Annotated in this window: 11 protein-coding genes; 4 read left to right on the top strand and 7 right to left on the bottom strand. The window is 67.2% G+C overall.

Features of this window, described 5'->3' with window-relative positions; translation table 11 throughout:
• Positions 1-32: 32 nt before the first annotated feature.
• Both metH and ACOGI7_RS03825 read left to right on the top strand, forming a co-directional pair.
• On the top strand, positions 33-3,536 hold the full coding sequence (metH, locus tag ACOGI7_RS03830; RefSeq protein ID WP_419850600.1) for a methionine synthase: 3,504 nt from the start codon (positions 33-35) through the stop codon (positions 3,534-3,536).
• A 28-nt stretch (positions 3,537-3,564) separates the two neighbouring features.
• A complete protein-coding gene (locus ACOGI7_RS03825) occupies positions 3,565-6,222 on the top strand; it encodes a hypothetical protein (RefSeq protein WP_419850599.1) in 2,658 nt (885 codons plus the stop codon).
• 6 nt (positions 6,223-6,228) lie between these two features.
• On the opposite strand, the gene ACOGI7_RS03820 is transcribed toward ACOGI7_RS03825, so the two are convergent.
• From ACOGI7_RS03820 to ACOGI7_RS03795, 6 genes are all read right to left on the bottom strand, one after another.
• The gene (locus tag ACOGI7_RS03820) at positions 6,229-7,086 is read right to left on the bottom strand and encodes a hypothetical protein (RefSeq protein WP_419850598.1); all 858 of its coding nucleotides are present in this window, start codon (positions 7,084-7,086) and stop codon (positions 6,229-6,231) included.
• Between the two features lie 15 nt (positions 7,087-7,101).
• A complete protein-coding gene (locus tag ACOGI7_RS03815) occupies positions 7,102-8,208 on the bottom strand; it encodes a M24 family metallopeptidase (protein WP_419850597.1) in 1,107 nt (368 codons plus the stop codon).
• Positions 8,209-8,213: 5 nt separating this feature from the next.
• Entirely contained in the window at positions 8,214-9,803 is a 1,590-nt protein-coding gene (gene lipA / locus ACOGI7_RS03810; protein ID WP_419850596.1) for a lipoyl synthase, read from the bottom strand.
• 7 nt (positions 9,804-9,810) lie between these two features.
• The gene (locus tag ACOGI7_RS03805) at positions 9,811-11,118 is read right to left on the bottom strand and encodes a dihydrolipoamide acetyltransferase family protein (protein ID WP_419850595.1); all 1,308 of its coding nucleotides are present in this window, start codon (positions 11,116-11,118) and stop codon (positions 9,811-9,813) included.
• Positions 11,119-11,151: 33 nt separating this feature from the next.
• The gene (gene lpdA / locus ACOGI7_RS03800; RefSeq protein ID WP_419850594.1) at positions 11,152-12,549 is read right to left on the bottom strand and encodes a dihydrolipoyl dehydrogenase; all 1,398 of its coding nucleotides are present in this window, start codon (positions 12,547-12,549) and stop codon (positions 11,152-11,154) included.
• Positions 12,550-12,685: 136 nt separating this feature from the next.
• Positions 12,686-12,988: a lipopolysaccharide assembly protein LapA domain-containing protein gene (locus tag ACOGI7_RS03795; protein ID WP_419850593.1), complete on the bottom strand. Its 303-nt coding sequence runs from the start codon at positions 12,986-12,988 to the stop codon at positions 12,686-12,688.
• A 70-nt stretch (positions 12,989-13,058) separates the two neighbouring features.
• Between ACOGI7_RS03795 and ACOGI7_RS03790 the strand changes: the two genes are divergently transcribed.
• Positions 13,059-13,955, top strand: coding sequence for a TIGR01777 family oxidoreductase (locus ACOGI7_RS03790; RefSeq protein ID WP_419850592.1), 897 nt, complete (start codon positions 13,059-13,061; stop codon positions 13,953-13,955).
• Between the two features lie 11 nt (positions 13,956-13,966).
• Here ACOGI7_RS03790 and rnhA read toward each other — a convergent pair whose 3' ends face one another.
• Positions 13,967-14,425: a ribonuclease HI gene (gene rnhA / locus ACOGI7_RS03785; protein WP_419850591.1), complete on the bottom strand. Its 459-nt coding sequence runs from the start codon at positions 14,423-14,425 to the stop codon at positions 13,967-13,969.
• A 45-nt stretch (positions 14,426-14,470) separates the two neighbouring features.
• Here rnhA and aceE point away from each other — a divergent pair, with 45 nt between their 5' ends.
• Positions 14,471-17,167, top strand: a complete 2,697-nt coding sequence (gene aceE, locus ACOGI7_RS03780; RefSeq protein ID WP_419850590.1) for a pyruvate dehydrogenase (acetyl-transferring), homodimeric type — start codon at positions 14,471-14,473, stop codon at positions 17,165-17,167.
• Positions 17,168-17,180 lie beyond the last annotated feature (13 nt).

Below are 17,180 nucleotides of genomic sequence, written 5' to 3'. Positions count from 1 at the left end.
CCTCGGCCCTGCGCCCGGTACCCTGACCAGTTGTGGGTTCTTATTCGGAGGCGGCACGCGAGCGCGTTCTCATATATGACGGCGCTTTCGGAACCTATGTGCAAGAGCAGCCGCTGAGCGCCGACGATTTCGGCGGCCCCGACTTGGAGGGCTGCAACGAGCTCTTGTGCTTGACCAGGCCCGAGCTCATCGCCGAGATGCACGACCGGTACCTGGGCATCGGGGTGGACGCAGTGGAAACCGCCACTTTCGGGGCGTTTGCCGTGCCCTTGGCCGAATACGGCATCGCCGATCAGGCCTACGAGATCAACCTTGCCGCGGCCCGCATCGCCAAAGAGGCCGCCCACGGTTACGCAACTGGCGGACGGCCCCGCTGGGTCGCCGGATCGGTGGGACCGGGCACCAAGCTGGCGTCGCTGGGCCAGATCCGCTACGCCGAGCTGCGCGACGCCTTCGAAGTCCAGGCCCGGGGCCTGCTGGACGGCGGCGTCGATCTGCTGATAATCGAGACCCAATACGACCTGCTGGGGGCCAAGGCGGCCATCAACGGATGCCGCCGGGCCATGGTTGCCGTGGGCCGAGAGGTGCCGCTGCAAGTGCAGGTCACCATCGAGATGACCGGCCGGATGCTGCCCGGCACCGAGATCGGCGCCGCGCTGGCCGCGCTGGCTCCCCTGGACCCCGCCGTTTTCGGGCTGAATTGCGCCACCGGCCCCGCCGAGATGGGCGAGCACCTGCGGGTGCTGTCGGAGCAGTGCCCGGTGCCGGTGTCCTGCATCCCCAACGCCGGGCTACCCCAGGTGGTGGACGGCCGGATGCACTACGACATGGGTCCCGACGAACTGGCCGACTACCTGGCCCGGTACGTAACCGAGCTGGGGGTAAGCGTGATCGGCGGGTGCTGCGGCACCACGCCTGAGCACCTCCAAGCGGTTATCGACCGCTGCGCCCACCTGGTGCCCGGACCCCGGCCCGGCGCACTGCCCCCGTCGGCCACCTCCATCTACAGCCCGGTGCCCTTCGCCCAGGACACCTCGTTTTTGATCGTGGGCGAGCGCACCAACGCCAACGGATCCCGCAAGTTCCGCGACGCCATGCTGGAGGCCGACTGGGACGGCTGCCTCCAGATCGCCCGCGACCAGGTGGGCGAGGGCGCCCACCTGCTGGATCTGTGCGTGGACTACGTGGGGCGCGACGGCACCGCCGACATGGACGAGCTGGCCCAGCGGTTCGCCACCGGGGTGACCGCCCCGCTGGTGCTCGACTCCACCGAGCCCGACGTGATGCAGGCCGGTTTGGAGTGGATCGGCGGGCGGGCGGTGCTGAACTCGGCCAACCTGGAGGACGGCGAGGCCGAGGGCTCCCGCCTCGACCGGGTGCTGAAGCTGGCCCGGGAGTACGGCGCCGCGGTGGTGTGCCTGCTCATCGACGAGGAGGGGCAGGCCCGCGACCTGGAGTGGAAGATGCGGGTAGCCCACCGCCTCTACCGCTTGGCGACAGAGCGCTACGGGCTGGCCCCCTCCGATCTCATCTTCGACGCCCTGACGTTCCCGCTTTCCACCGGCGACGACGATCTGCGCAAAGACGGCCTGGCCACCATCGAGGCCATCCGGCGCATCAAGGCCGAGCTGCTCGGCGCCTACACCACGCTGGGAGTGTCCAACGTGTCGTTCGGGCTGAAGCCCGCCGCCCGCCACGTGCTCAACTCCATGTTCCTGCACGAGTGCCTGGAAGCCGGGCTCGACTCGGCCATCGTCCACGCCGGCCGCATCATCCCGCTGAACCGCATCGATCCCCACCACCGGGACGTGTGCCTCGACCTGATCTACGACCGCCGGGGGCCCGACGGCCTCGCCTCAGAGGCCCGCGGCGACTACGACCCGCTGACCGAGCTCCTGGCCGCGTTCGAGAACGTGACCGCCACCGCGGCCGTGAAAGAGGACCGCTCCGGGTGGCCGGTGGAGCAGCGGCTAGAGCGGCGGATCATCGACGGCGAACGCGACGGGCTGGAGGCCGACCTGGACGAGGCGCTGGCCGGCACCCCGGCGCTGGACATCGTCAACAACACGCTGCTGGCCGGGATGAAGGTGGTGGGCGAGCTGTTCGCCTCTGGCGAGATGCAGCTGCCGTTCGTGCTCCAATCGGCCGAGACCATGAAGACCGCGGTGTCGTATCTGGAGCCGCACATGGAGAAGGCCGACGACACCGGGGGCAAGGGCCGCATTGTGCTGGCCACCGTGAAGGGCGACGTCCACGACATCGGCAAGAACCTGGTGGACATCATCTTGACCAACAACGGCTACGAGGTTCACAACCTGGGCATCAAGGTGTCCATCGCCGAGATGATCGACCGGGCCCAGGAGGTGGACGCCCACGCCATCGGCATGAGCGGGCTGCTGGTGAAGAGCACCCTGATCATGCGGGACAACCTGGAGGAGCTGAACACCCGCGACCTCCACCACCTCCCGGTGTTGCTCGGGGGAGCGGCCCTGACCCGCACCTACGTGGAACGGGACATGCGGGAGACCTACCAGGGTCGGGTGTTCTACGGCAAGGACGCCTTCGAGGGCCTCGCCGTGATGGACCGACTGGGCGAGCTGCGCCGTACCGGAGTTGACGACCCCGAGTTCGGTCGCCGTCCCGGAGGCCGCGATCTGCCCCGCCGCCCCCGCCGCGACGCGCCCGGCTCTGTGTCCGCCGACCTGCCCGAACGAGCTCCGTCGGTGGCCGCCGACAACCCTGTGTTCGAGCCCCCGTTTGTTGGCTCCCGGGTGGTCAAGGGCATCCCGGTGGCCGACATAGCTGAGTACGTGAACGAGACGGCGTTGTTCCGCAACCAGTGGCAGTTCCGCCCCATAGACGGCGAGGACGACGCCGCCTTCAAAGAGCGCATCCGCCCCACCATGCGCGAGCAGCTCACCTCGGCCATGGCCCAGGGACTGCTGGTGCCCCAAGTGGTGTACGGCTACTTCCCGGCGAACGGGAGCGGGGACGACCTGGTGGTGTGGGACAGCCCCGACCGAACCGCCGAAGTGTGCCGCTTCCGGTATCCCCGCCAGCCCAAAGACCCGTACCTGTGCATCGCCGACTTCTTCCGGCCCGCCGACGGCGACGAGGTGGACTACGCCGCCTTCCACATCGTGACCATGGGGGCCGAGGTGTCCAAGGCCGCCGCCAAGCTGTTCGCCGACAACCGCTACCAGGACTACCTGCTGCTGCACGGCCTCGGCGTGGAGATGGCCGAGGCGTTGGCCGAGCACTGGCACCACCGCATCCGCACCGAGTGGGGCTTCGTCGACGAGGACGGCCCCACCCTCATCGGGCTGTTCCGCCAGCAGTACCGGGGCGGCCGCTACTCCTGGGGCTATCCCGCCTGCCCCGACCTCGAGGACAACCTCACCGTGGCTGAGCTCCTCGAGGCCGAGCGCATCGGCATTCAAGTGGGCGAGGAGACCAGCTTCCAATACCAGCCCGAGCAAACCACCTCCGCCCTCATCTGCCACCACCCCCAGGCCAAGTACTTCGTCGCCCGCTGAGCCGGGCACAGGACTATCGTGCTCTCTCGTGCTAGGACGGGTCGGGCTTGTTCTCATCGCCGCGGTTCTGGCCTTCTCCGCGGTAGCGGTCATTGCCGATCCCGTCGCCGCCCAGCAGCCCGCCACCCAGGCCGACATCGCGGTGCGCGACAACCTCATCGCCCAACAGGAGTCACTCCTCAACACCTACCGCTGCCGATTCGACATCGACACCCACATCGTCCCCGGCGGCTGCACCGACGCAAGACCCAGCCAGGGTCCGACTGAACCCGACCCGTTCGAGGGAGTCCCCACCCCAGCCGAGATCGCGGTGCGGGACGATCTCATCGCCCAACAGGAGTCACTCCTCAACACCTACCGCTGCCGATTCGACATCGACACCCACATCGTCCCCGGCGGCTGCACCGACGGAACACCGGCTACGACCGGCCCCTCCAATCAGACGCCATCAGGCCTCTACACCGCAGTCGCCGCCGGAGTGCAGCATGCGTGCGCAATTCGCACCGACCGCACCATCTCCTGCTGGGGCGACAACGAGAGCGGACAAGCCAGCGCGCCGGACGGACAATTCACGGCCCTCGCCGCCGGGGAACAGCATGTGTGCGCGATCAGAGCCGACCAGACCATCACCTGCTGGGGCGACAACAGTTTTCAACAAGCCAGCGCGCCCACAGGGCAATTCACCGCCATAAGCGCCGGTCCCTGGCAAACCTGTGGGCTGCGAACAGATGCCACCATTACCTGCTGGGGCACCAACAGCAGCAGTCTGAGCCGTGCGCCCGACGGACAATTCACCGCCGTGGCCGCCGGCAGTGCGTTCGTGTGTGCACTGCGCACCGATGCCGGCATCACCTGCTGGGGCAACAACGAAGATGGCCAAGCCGATGCGCCCGACGGACAATTCACCGCCATCGCCGCCGGCGTCTGGCATGCCTGCGGACTACGTGCCGACGCCCGAGTCATTTGCTGGGGATTTGATGTGAGCGACCGTAACAATGCGCCAGCGAGACTCTTCACCGCAATTGCCGTTGGTCGCCAGCATTCTTGCGGGCTGCGAGTAGACGGCGCCATCACCTGCTGGGGTGACAACAACAGCGGACAGGCCAGAGCGCCCGTTGGGCAATTCACCGCCATCGCCGCCCACGACAACCAATCCTGCGGGCTCAGAACCGACCAGACCATCATCTGCTGGGGCAACAACAACGACCCAACGAATCCACCGAACGGACAATTCACCGCCATCGCCGCCCGCGGTAAGAGTTCCTGCGGTTTGCGCGACGACGCCGCCATCGCCTGCTGGGGCAACAACGACCACGGACAGGCCAACCCGCCCGACAGGCAATTCACCGCCATCGCCACCAGCCACTTCCACTCCTGCGGGCTGCGAACCGACGCCACCATCGCCTGCTGGAGCCTCGCTCCGGTCGTGCCCTTTCCAAGCGGCGCGCAAAAGGCAGTCCAAGCCGAACCGGCAATGTGCCTACCCCACGGTGTGCCGTGGGGAGTAACGGCGGGATTCCCATTGCCGTCGTGGGCCCCATCAGCTACCGGAACCATACGAGTAGCGGTGCTGTTCTTGGACTTCCCCGACGCCCCCGCGACCCATTCCACCCATGACGAGGCCGCATTGGGCTTGCCCTGGGCTGAGACATATCTGGAGACGGTCAGCTTCGGACAGCTCAACATCGAGTTCGTCCCCTTGCATAAATGGCTGCGAGCCGAAGACAGCTATACCAACCACCTCGGTGAGTCCGCCCTAGGGCAGCCAACGCTCAGGGATGTTGACAAGGTTGCTGTCCGGCTGGCCGATCCCGAGTTCGACTTCACCGGCTATGACGTGTTGATGGTCGTCATGCCCAGCTCGCACTTTGTCAGCGCCGATGCCGGAGGCAGCGTCGGCACGCAGGAAGGAACCGTCTCGCCAACTTCCCGCATCAACATCAGCCACGTTGACGATGGTCCCCAAGAGCCGACCCCCTGGGGCCGTTCCGCGGCCCATGAACTGGCTCACAATCTGGGCCTGCTGGACATGTATCCCTACGATGACAGCCACATGCTGCCCGATTCCCCGGTCGGCAAGGCCTGGACTCAAATCACCCTCGGCATCATGGGCCTAAGGGCTTACTTTCTGGCCAACCCGCGCGATCGCCGCCTGGCCCACGTCTGGCACTTTCCCAGCGGCCACACTTCTACGGACTACAGATACTTCTTTTCCGCGAGTGAAATGCTGGCGTGGAGCCGCTGGCAGCTCGGCTGGCTCAACGCTTCTCATATCCGCTGTGTGACCGCACCCGAGGTAATCGTCGATCTCCGGCCCATTGCCACCAAACCCGGCGATGGAATAGCCATGGCTGCGATACCGCTGTCGGATACCGAAGTGATCGTCGTTGAAAGCAGGCGCAAGACCGGCTACGACGCCGGGCGCTTCTACCGAACTCCCGACGGTGTCACCACCACCTTGCCCGCCCTGCCGATAGAAGGCGTGCTCGTCTATACCGTGAACGCGGCCATCGGTTCCGGGAATCTGCCGGCCAAGGTGGCCGGCGACCCCGGCGACGGCCAGGTTGACGACCTGCCTATCCTGACCCCAGGCCAAAGCGTCACAGTCCGCGGCTACACGATCACCTTCCAAGCAGCCACCCCCGACGTCCACACCGTGGCCATCACCAAGGCTGGAGCCTCCTGACGAAAATCAGGATGTGTCCAGCAACACTCGGGCCACTAAGTCCATCCCAAACCCCGTCAGTATCCCCAGATACAACAACCCCGTCGCGGCCATCACCGCCGAGTAGAACCGCTCTCGCAGCGCCGCCCGAGCCAGCACGACGAGTCCTGCCGTGGTCACCACGCACGCCACCCAGAACCAGCCCAGCAGACCGTTGTAGCCATCGTCGATGGTTCCGCTGAGCACCGATGCCATGCCGGTCGGCCACAGCATCACCATCAGCTCGGGCAGCCACAACAGCCCGGTCCAGCGGACCAGCTCCAGCAGTGGACCCCGAGCCAACCCAGGCTGCACCAGGTACCAGTGGCCCAGCAGCATGGCATCGGTCACCGCGCCCAAGAAGAACGCCCCGATCACGGTGCGGGCCACGGCCAGCGCGGCCGGATCGCCCGCGTCCAACCCGCCGGCCACGACCCCGATCAATCCCACCGCGGGAGCGATGAGATCCAGCATCGGGGGAAATTCCGGCCTGCTGCGGTCGAAACGCTGTTCGTCCCGGTCGATCCCGGTCATCTCGGCGATCTCCGCGCTGCGCCGCTCCACCCGTTCCCGCTGGCCGCTCACGCCAGCCCGCCGCCGGGCGACCGACACCATCAAGGCGAGTGCGGCGGCCGCGGCCGTGGCTGCCGCGGTCCAGTCCCGTACCGGCACCGGGTCGGTGGCAAATCCCAGCCAAGCCCCACCCGCGGCCAAGAGGCCAAAGGTGCTCCGCATCAGCCAGCCGTAGCCCAGCCCGGCCTCCCGCCGTCGAGTGGTGATCCAGGTAAATGCCAACCCGCCGACGGCGATCTGGAGCAGAACCGTGGCCGGTTGAAGCTCGATCACCGGATGAAAGCTCCGTCAGACGTCGAGAACGGCCAGGCGGTGATCGGTGGTGGTGAGGTTGTCGGGTCCGTCGATGGCGGCCACCACGATGTCCTCCAACCGCAGCCCCCACCTGCCGGGCAGGTAGATGCCGGGCTCGATGGAGAAGGCGTGGCCGGGGCGCAATTCCTGGGTGTTGCCCTCCACGATGTAGGGGTCTTCGTGGGCCTCGGTGCCGATGCCGTGGCCGGTGCGGTGGATGAAGTTGTCGCCGAATCCGGCCTCGGCGATCATGCCCCTCCCCACTCGGTCGACCGACTCGCAGCTGTTTCCCACCACCGCGGCGGCCACTTGGGCCGCTTGGGCCTCGAAAAGCACGTCGTAGGCCTCGACCAGGTCATCGGGCGGCTCGCCCAAATGCACACACCGGGTGATGTCGGAGCAGTAGCCCACCCCGTCGGCATCCATCATGGTCCCCCCGATGTCGCACAGCACCACCTCGCCCGGTTTGATCACCCGCTCCCCGGCCTCATGGTGGGGACTGGCCGCGTTCTCACCGGCAGCCACGATGGCGAAGTTCACTCGCTGGTGGCCCTCGGCCAGCAGTCGACGGCCCAACTCGGCCGACACCTCGGCCTCGGTACGCCCCACCAGCTCGATGTTGCCCGATCGCAGATCGACGGCCACCCGGTCGGCGGCGGCCGCCGCGGCCCGCAGCGACTCCACCTCAGCGGCGTCCTTCACCGAGCGCAGCGGGCTGGTCACCTCCGACGCCCGGCGGAACTCCACCGCCGGCAGCACCTTCATCAGATCCACCAGAAACCCGGCCCACGTGTGGTCGCCGATGGCCGCCACCGAGGCAGAGCCAATGAGCGAGCGGGCCAGTTCGATCGGGTCGTCGGTCTCATCCCACGCCGCGATCTCGAACACCTCGGGTCGCTCCACTACCCGAGGGGCCTCCAGCCGAGGAACGATCAACCGGGCGTCGCCGTCGCAGGGCGCCACCAGCATGGTCAGTCGCTCCAGGGGCATTGCCTCGTATCCGCAGAAGTAGGACAGGTCGGCGCCTACCGACAGCAGCAGCACATCCACCTGCTGCTCGGCCATCTTGGCCCGCAATCGTTCCATTCGCTGGCTGAACATCAGGGTCAACCTACACCTGCGGCCCTGACCGGAGAAGCCAAAGCCTGGGCGTGAGCGTGTTGGGCGTGGTGGGAGCTGCGGGTCAGGGGGCTGGCCTCCACATGGGCGATGCCCAGCGATCGGCCGACGGCCCGGAACTGCTCGAATTGGTCGGGCGGGATCCACCGGGCCACGGGCAAATGGTCGGCGGAGGGCCGCAGATACTGACCGACCGTCACAATGTCGGTGCCCACTGCGGACAGGTCGGCCATGGTTTGGACCACCTCATCGTCGGTCTCTCCCAGGCCGACGATGATCGACGACTTGGTGGTCAGCCCAGCCGCCTTGGCCCGGGCCAGAACGGCCAGGCTGCGGGCGTAGCCGGCTGAAGGGCGCACTGCCCGCTGGAGTCGGGCCACCGTCTCGATGTTGTGGTTCAGCACGTCGGGCCGGGCATCGAAGACCACGGCCAGCGCATCGGGGTCGCCCTTGCAATCGGGGATGAGCACTTCCACCCGCACCTTAGGGGTGCGCGTGCGAACCGCCTCCACAACAGCAGCAAAGCCAGCGGCCCCCCCGTCGGGCAGGTCGTCGCGGGCCACCGCAGTGATCACCGCGTAGTCCAAGCCCATGGCCGCCACCGCGTCGGCCACCTTCTCAGGCTCAGCCGGGTCGGGGGGCTCGGGTCGGCGGGTGTCCACCAGGCAGAAGCCGCAGGCCCGAGTGCAGCGCTCGCCGTTGATCATGAACGTGGCCGTGCCCTCGTTCCAGCACTCGTAGATGTTGGGGCAGCCGGCCTCTTCGCACACCGTCACCAGATCCCGGCGGTGCAGTACCGACCGCAGCCGCCGGAACTCGGGACCGGTTCGCAGGAGCACCCGCATCCACTCCGGCTTGCGGGCCCTGAGGTCCACGCTGACTCCCGTCTCCAGCCCCCGCTCCCCCGCCACATCGGCCCGGTCCACTCCCTCCACTCCCTCCGCTCCCCAGCGGTCGGCGGCTCGGGCGGCCACCGCGTCCACCACCTCCCGCATTTCGACCCTTCGCCCCTCCGCGGCCAGCGAGGTGACCGCCTTGTCGGGGATGCCGCAGGGCACGATGCGATCGAACCAGTCCAAGTCGCAGTCCACGTTCAGGGCAAAGCCGTGCATGGAGCGGGTGCGGCTGAGGCGCACGCCGATGGCCGCGATCTTGCGGGGGTTGTCGCTGTCAGGATCCACCCACACGCCGGGATAGTCGTCAAGGCGGCCGCAGTCGGCCAGCCCCACATCGCCCAGCGCGTCGATCACCAGTTGTTCCACCGAGCGCACATAGGCCACCGTGTCGGCCATGCCCCCGCCCCGTTTGCCGGCCACGGTCATCACCGGATAGCCGACGAGCTGACCGGGGCCGTGGTAGGTGACGTCGCCGCCTCGGTCGCTGTATGCCACCTCGGCCCCCACCTCGGCGGGGTCCACCAAGATGTTGGCCTCGTCGCCCCGCAGTCCCAGGGTGAACACGTGGGGATGCTCTAGCAGCAGCAGGTAGTCGCCACTCCGCTCGAACATGGCCTGCTGGCAGGCGTGGGCGTCCCGGTAGGACACCCGCCCCAGCCATCGAACGCGGAGCGGGCTCATCGAAGGCTCATGGCATCTCGGCGTGCCAGTCTCGGGTTTCGATGATCGACCGCATGTGGTCCAGGAAAGCGGCCACATAGGCGCCGTCAAAGGCCCGATGGTCCCAGGCCAGGGCCAGCACACCCACCGAGTGGATGGCGATGGCCTCGCTCCCGTCCTCGGCGGTGACCACCACTGGGCGGCGGCGTATCCCGTCGGTGGACAAGATGGCCACCTGGGGCTGGTTGATGATGGGGAACTGCATCATGGTTCCCCACTGGCCGGGATTGGTGATGGTGAACGTGCCCCCGGAGATCTCATCGGCGTTCAGCTTCTTGGCCCGCGCTCGCCTCGACAGGTCAGCCACCTCTTCGGCGATCGCCGTCAGACGCTTGCGGTCGGCGTCCACTACCACCGGGGCCAGCAGCCCTTGGAAGTCGAGGTCGACGGCGACGGCCAGGTTCACGTAGTTGTGTACCACCAGCTCGCTGTCTCCCACCGAGGCGTTGATGTGGGGATACTCGTGGATGGCGTCGCACACCGCCCGGGCGATGAAGGGCAGGTAGGTGAGGCTGAAGCCGTGCTCGGCCTTGAACTCCTCCCGGTGGGCCCGGCGCACCTGCTCCACCCCTTCGAAGTCCACCTCCACCGCGGTCAGCACGTGAGGGGACACCTGCTTCGAGCGCACCATGTGCTCGCCGGTGATGCGGCGGATATTGCTGAGCGGGACGACCGTGTCACGTCCGGCAGTTCGCGACTGGGCAGGTGGAGCCGGCGGGGCGGTGGTCGATGCGGCGGCCGCGGGCCGGCTGGGAGCGGTGCGGTTTTGGGCGATGTACGACTCCACGTCGGAGCGGGTGACTCGCCCGCCAACACCAGTGCCGGTGATCTGAGAAGGGTCCAGCCCGTGCTCGGCGATCAGCCGGCGCACAACCGGCGACAACACGAACCGGCCGCCGCCGGAGGCGGGAACGCTCGGCACCGCCGCGGAAGCTGGCGCCGGTTCTGAGGCTGGTGGCGGGGGTGGCGGAGCCACTTCCGCTGTCGGCTCAGCTGCTGGAAGCGGCGCTTCCACCGGGGCCGACGCTGGCGCAGGCGGAGCCGCCGCGGCCGCTCCATCCTCGCTCAAAACGGCGATCACTGCGCCCACTTCCACCGTGTCCCCCTCGGCGGCCACAATCTCCACGAGCACTCCGGACATCGGCGAGGGCACCTCAGAATCCACCTTGTCGGTGGACACCTCGAAGAGCGGCTCGTCCTCAGCCACCTCGTCGCCCACCTGCTTGTACCACTGGATAATGGTGCCCTCCATCACCGTCTCACCCAGTTGCGGCATCCTTACCTCTGACATCGATTCTCCCCAGTCCACTCAGTGCAGGGCCCGGCCGGTGAGTGACAGCACCGACTCACCGAACAGCTCGCTCATCGTGGGGTGGGGCTGGATGAACTCGGCCACTTCTGGCACGGTGGCTTCCCAGTTGACCGCCAGATAGCCCTGACCGAGCTGCTCGGTCACCCACGGGCCCACCATGTGGACCCCGAGAATACGCCCGCCGGTCCCATCGCCATCGCTCTCCGCGATGACCTTGACCAACCCGTCAGTCTCCCCCACGATCATGGCCCGCCCATTGCCCATGAAACGGTGTACCGAGGTGGCCACCTCGAAGCCGGCCTCTTGGGCCGACGCCTCGGTATGGCCCACAAAGGCCACCTCAGGGTGGCAGTAGATGGCCCATGGGACATTGCCGTAGTCAATCGGCGCGGGCGACTCCCCCAGCAGGTGCTTGACCACCATGATGGCCTCGGCGAACGCCACGTGGGCCAGCTGCGGGGTGCGGACCACATCGCCCACGGCGTACACCCCCGGGGTGGTGGTCTGGCAATACTCGTCGACTACCACATAGCCCTCGTCGTCCGTCTCCACACCGGCGGCGTCCAAACCCAAGCCATCGGTGTACGGACGACGGCCCACGCACACCACTACTGCATCCACCGCCAGGGGCTCGTCCCCTTCGATATCCAACTCAACCCCATCGGCGGTGCTGCGGCAGCCGCTCACCGACACCCCGGTGCGGATTTCGATCTTCCGCTTCTTGAACGCCCGGGTCAGCATCTTGACCACGTCGTCGTCGGCACCCAGCAGAATTCTGGGCAGCGCCTCCAGCACGGTCACTTCCGACCCCAGATCGGCCAACAGCGAGGCGAACTCCAGGCCGATGGCCCCGCCCCCGATAATCGCCGCCCGGGCAGGCAGTTCGGTGATCGACAACAGCTCGTCGCTGGTCAGCACCTGCTTGCCGTCGACTTCGAAACCGGGCAGCGTGCGGGGCGCCGATCCGGTGGCCAGGATCACGTGTTCGGCGGTCAGCGTCGCATCGCCCGACTCCCCACCCGACACCGTCACCGACCGGTCGGGCCCAAGCGAGCCCCACCCGTCCAGCACCGTTACTTTGCGGCCCTCCAGCAGCTTTCCCACGCCCTTGTGGAGCTGATCCACGATCTTCTGCTTGCGGGCTTGGGCCGCCCCCATGTCCACCGAGGGCGATCCCGACGTGATGCCGAACTGATCGGCGTGGGCCACGGTGCGGTACACCGACGCCGTCTCCAGCAGTTCTTTTGCCGGGATGCAGCCCACATGCAGGCAGGTCCCGCCCAGTTTCTGCTTCTCCACTACCGCGACGTCGAGGCCGGCAGCCGTGCCGTAGAGCGCGGCGGCATATCCGCCGGGCCCACCGCCGACCACCACCACGTCATGGCTGCTGCTCATGGCATTCAGCCTATAGGGGACCTATGGGGAACCTGGTCAACGCAGGATGAGCACAGCCTGAACGGCGAATGCCACCACGATCGCCACTCCGCACAGCAGCGCCAGGAGGATCAACCGGCGAGTGCTCATGGAGAGCTCAGCGGCGGCTGCGACGCCGGCGGCCCATGTACCAGCCGGCGATCTCCGCGCAGACCACGCTCAGCGCAATGGTGATCAACAGCAGCAGGAACAGCGGCAGGTCCCAGTCCCATCCCAGGAAGTTGACCCGGACATCATCGGTGTTCTGGGCAATGAACACGATCAGCGCCACGGCGGCCAGCGCACCCAGCACCATCCGGACGTTGATCTGCCGGAGCAAATCCGTGAACGACCGGGATTTCGGTTCGGCGCCCTCCGCGCCCTGGTGATCGTAGGGGGGACTCGACTCGGACTCGGACATAGCCCCACGCTACCCGCGACCGACCATTCGAGGAGGCCCGTTCATGTCGGCCAATCCATACACTGGAGTCATGAAAGTTGCAGTGGCCGGAGCATCAGGACTGATCGGATCGGCATTGGTCCGCCAGCTGCGATCTTCAGGGCACGAAGTCGTTCGGCTGGTGCGCGACCTCAAAGCGCGCGCCGACAGCACCCGTTACTGGAACCCGGCCACCGGCGACATCGATGACGATGCCTTCGCCGGCGTCGACGGGGTGGTGAATCTGGCCGGTGCCGGCATCGGGGACCGCCGCTGGAGCGAGCGCCGCAAACGCGAGCTGCGGCTCAGCCGGGTGGACGCCACAGAGTTGTTGGTGGAGGCCATGGGCGCGGCCCCGACTCCCCCTGCGGTGCTGGTGGCGGGCTCGGCGGTGGGCTACTACGGAGACCGGGGAGACGAGGTGCTCGACGAGCAGTCCGGGCCGGGCACCGGATTCCTGGCCGCCCTTTCTGCCGACTGGGAGGCGGCGGCGGCTGGAGCGGAGAGCGCGGGCATCCGAGTGGCTCTGGCCCGCACCGGGTTGGTGGCTGCCGACAACGCCCCGTTCCTGACCCGCATGCTGCCCCTGTTCAAGCTGGGCCTGGGCGGGCCGTTGGGCCCCGGTCAGCAGTGGTGGCCGTGGATCTCTCTCGAGGACGAGGTGAGAGCCCTGGTCTTCTTGCTGGAATCCGACGTCTCCGGCCCGGTGAACCTTTGCGCTCCCAACCCGGCCACCAACCGGGAGTTCACCCGCACCTTGGCCTCGGTGCTGCGCCGCCCCGCTGCCCTGGCTGTTCCCCGCTTCGGCCCCCGGCTTCTGCTCGGCCGCGAGTTGGCCGACGGACTTCTGTTCTCCAGCACTAGAGCCCATCCCGCCGCGTTGGCCGATGCGGGCTTCGAGTTCCGCCACCCCGACCTGCGAGGAGCGCTGGAAGAGATTCTGCGCTGATCGAAATCAGGTCAGAACAGCGACTGCTCCTCGACCACGTCCTGAGTGTCGGCCGCCTCGGTGGCCAGGCGGTCGGCCTCGTCGTTCCAGCGGTTGCCGGAATGGCCCTTCACCCAGTGGAAGGCAACGGAACGGGCCTGAACCTGCTCGATGATCTGCTTCCAAAGATCCTGGTTCGACACCGGCTTCTTGTCGGCGGTACGCCAGCCTCGGCGGATCCACCCCTCCCACCACCGGTCTTTGAAGCAATTGACCACGTAGGTGGAGTCGCAGTACACCTCCAGCGGCCCGTCCAGCGATCGCAGTGCCTCCAGCACCCCCATGAGCTCCATGCGGTTGTTGGTTGTCTGCGGCGCACCGCCCGATCCCGAAGGCCCATCGGGCACCACCCAACCCCATCCGCCGGGGCCGGGATTCCCCCGGCAGGCACCGTCGGTATACACAGTGGTGGGCTTGGCAGAACCAGACATCTGCTCATGCTGGCATGACCAACCCAGAATTGAAAGCATGGTGGCGTGGCCGTGAATTTCTCACACCAACTGCCGGACACTGATCCAGAAGAAACCCGAGAGTGGCTCGACAGCCTCGACGCCGTGTTCAGCGCCTCGGGCGGACAGCGCAGCCGGTACCTGCTGCGGCAGCTCCTCGACCGAGCCGACGAGCTGGGCACGGGCCTTTCCGGCACGGTGCAGACCCCGTATGTGAACACCATCCCCACCGCTGACCAGCCGTTTTTCCCGGGTGATGAGAACATCGAGCGCCGGATCCGGGCTTTCATACGGTGGAACGCCGCCGTGATGGTGGTGAAAGCCAACAAGAGGGCCGACGGCATCGGCGGCCACCTGTCCACCTTCGCCTCTTCGGCCGCGCTGTACGAGGTGGGGTTCAATCACTTTTTCCGGGGCAAAGAAGACGGGCTGCCCGGCGACGCCATCTACATCCAAGGCCACGCCGCCCCCGGGATCTACGCCCGGGCCTACCTCGAGGGCCGGCTGACCGAGGACCAGCTGGACAACTTCCGGATGGAGATCGGCGGTAGCGGGCTGTCGAGCTATCCCCATCCCCGGCTGATGCCCGACTTCTGGGAATACCCCTCGGTGTCGATGGGGCTGGGGCCGATCAACTCCATCTACCACGCCCGGTTCTACCGCTACCTCCACGACCGACGCATCGAGGACACCAGCGAATCGAAGGTGTGGTGCTTCGTGGGCGACGGAGAGTGCGACGAGCCTGAAACGCTGGGGTCGATCTCGCTGGCCGGGCGGGCCAAGCTGGGCAACCTCATCTGGGTGGTGAACTGCAACCTCCAGCGCCTCGACGGACCGGTGCGGGGCAACGGGAAGATCATCCAGGAGCTGGAGGGCAACTTCCGGGGCTCGGGCTGGAACGTGATCAAGGTGATCTGGGGCTCCCGCTGGGACGAGCTGCTGGCCGCCGATGTCGACGGCGTGCTGCTGGAGAAGATGATGACCACGGTGGACGGGGAATATCAGCGCTACGCCACCGAGACCGGCGCCTATATCCGGGAGAACTTCTTCGGCCCCGATCCCCGGCTGCGCAAGATGGTGGACCACTTGAGCGACCGCCAGCTCGAGGACCTGCCCCGGGGCGGTCATGACTACTTGAAGCTGTATGCCGCCTACAAGGCCGCGGTGGAGGCCACCGACCGCCCCACGGTGATCTTGGCCAAGACCATCAAGGGCTGGACGCTGGGCGAGGGGCTCGAGGCCCGCAACGCCACCCACCAGGTGAAGAAGATGACCACCGCCCAGCTCATGGACCTGCGCTCCCGGCTCCACCTGGAAGAGGAAATCCCAGCCGAGGCGCTCGAAGACGATGCCAACCCCCCGTACTACAAGCCGCCGCCCGACTCCCCCGAGCACCAATACCTGATGGCCCGCCGCAAGGAGCTCGACGGTCCGCTCCCCACCCGGGTGGTGAACATCCGCCGGCCCATCAAGCTGCCCGACGACAAGCTGTTCGCCGACTACGACGAGGGCTCCGACGGGCGCGAGGTGTCCACCACCATGGTGTTCACCCAGATGCTGCGCAACATGATGCGAGATGAGGAATTCGGGGCCCGGGTCGTGCCCATCGTCCCCGACGAGGCCCGCACCTTCGGCATGGACTCCTTGTTCCGGGAGTTCAAGATCTACGCCTCCGAGGGACAGCTCTATGAGCCGGTCGACCACGATCTGCTGTTGTCGTACGCCGAGGGCCAGGACGGCCAGCTCCTGGAGGAGGGCATCACCGAGGCGGGATCGCTGGCCTCATGGACGGCGGCGGCCACCAGCTACGCCACCATGGGCGTGCCGATGGTACCGTTCTACTCCTTTTATTCCATGTTCGGGTTCCAGCGGGTGGGCGATCTGATCTGGTCGGCGGCCGACTCCCGGGCCCGAGGTTTTCTGATGGGGGCCACCGCGGGGCGCACCACCTTGTTGGGAGAGGGCTTGCAGCACCAAGACGGGCACAGCCACCTTTTGGCCTCCACCGTGCCGGCCTGCTGCGCCTACGACCCGGCGTTCGCCTACGAGCTAGGGGCCATCGTGCGATCGGGGCTGCACCGGATGTACGGCAACGGCGGCGGCGAAGACGTCTTCTACTACATCACCATCTACAACGAGAACTACCGCCAGCCCCGCCGGGCCGACTTCATCAGCGACGAGCACATCCTGTCGGGGCTGTACCAGTGGAACCACGCGCTGGAGGGCACCGAGCAACAGGCCACGATCATCTTCTCGGGAACCGCCCACCAGGCCGCCCGGGACGCCCAGGCCGAATTGGCCGAGCACTACGGGATCGGAGTGGACCTGCTCAGCGCCCCCTCCTTCAAGGCGGCCCGGGAGGAGGCCCTGGAGGTAGAGCGCTGGAACCGCCTTCACCCCGACGAGGAGCCCCGGGTGCCCATGGTGACCCAGCGGCTCGCGGAGGGCCAGGGGCCGGTGGTGGCGGTCACCGACTACATGACCCTGGTGCCCGATCAAATCGCCCGCTGGGTGCCCCGCCGGTTCATCCCCCTGGGCACCGACGGCTTCGGCCGCTCCGACACCCGCGAGTCGCTGCGCCGCTTCTTCGAGACCGACGCCCACAGCGTGGTCTCCACTGTTTTGAGCGCCCTGGCCGCTGAGGGCAGCCTCGACCCTTCGGTGGCCAAAGACGCCATCACCCGCTACGACCTTCTCAACCCCCACTTCGACCCCACCGGCTAGCGGGAGCCCATGG

Origin of the sequence: Candidatus Poriferisocius sp. (assembly GCF_965204145.1) — a bacterium.
Lineage (GTDB): Bacteria > Actinomycetota > Acidimicrobiia > Acidimicrobiales > Bin134 > Poriferisocius.
The sequence above is the reverse complement of the archived record's forward strand: the minus strand, read 5'-3'. Positions and strand labels throughout refer to the sequence as shown.

What these genes read in the sequence shown, in the direction of transcription:
- ACOGI7_RS03815 (WP_419850597.1), bottom strand. Translation starts at nt 8,208, where the DNA reads ATGTTCAGCCAGCGAATGGAACGATTGCGGGCCAAGATGGCCGAGCAG.
- lipA (WP_419850596.1), bottom strand. Translation starts at nt 9,803, where the DNA reads ATGAGCCCGCTCCGCGTTCGATGGCTGGGGCGGGTGTCCTACCGGGAC.
- ACOGI7_RS03805 (WP_419850595.1), bottom strand. Translation starts at nt 11,118, where the DNA reads ATGCCGCAACTGGGTGAGACGGTGATGGAGGGCACCATTATCCAGTGG.
- lpdA (WP_419850594.1), bottom strand. Translation starts at nt 12,549, where the DNA reads ATGAGCAGCAGCCATGACGTGGTGGTGGTCGGCGGTGGGCCCGGCGGA.
- ACOGI7_RS03795 (WP_419850593.1), bottom strand. Translation starts at nt 12,988, where the DNA reads ATGTCCGAGTCCGAGTCGAGTCCCCCCTACGATCACCAGGGCGCGGAG.
- ACOGI7_RS03790 (WP_419850592.1), top strand. Translation starts at nt 13,059, where the DNA reads ATGAAAGTTGCAGTGGCCGGAGCATCAGGACTGATCGGATCGGCATTG.
- rnhA (WP_419850591.1), bottom strand. Translation starts at nt 14,425, where the DNA reads ATGTCTGGTTCTGCCAAGCCCACCACTGTGTATACCGACGGTGCCTGC.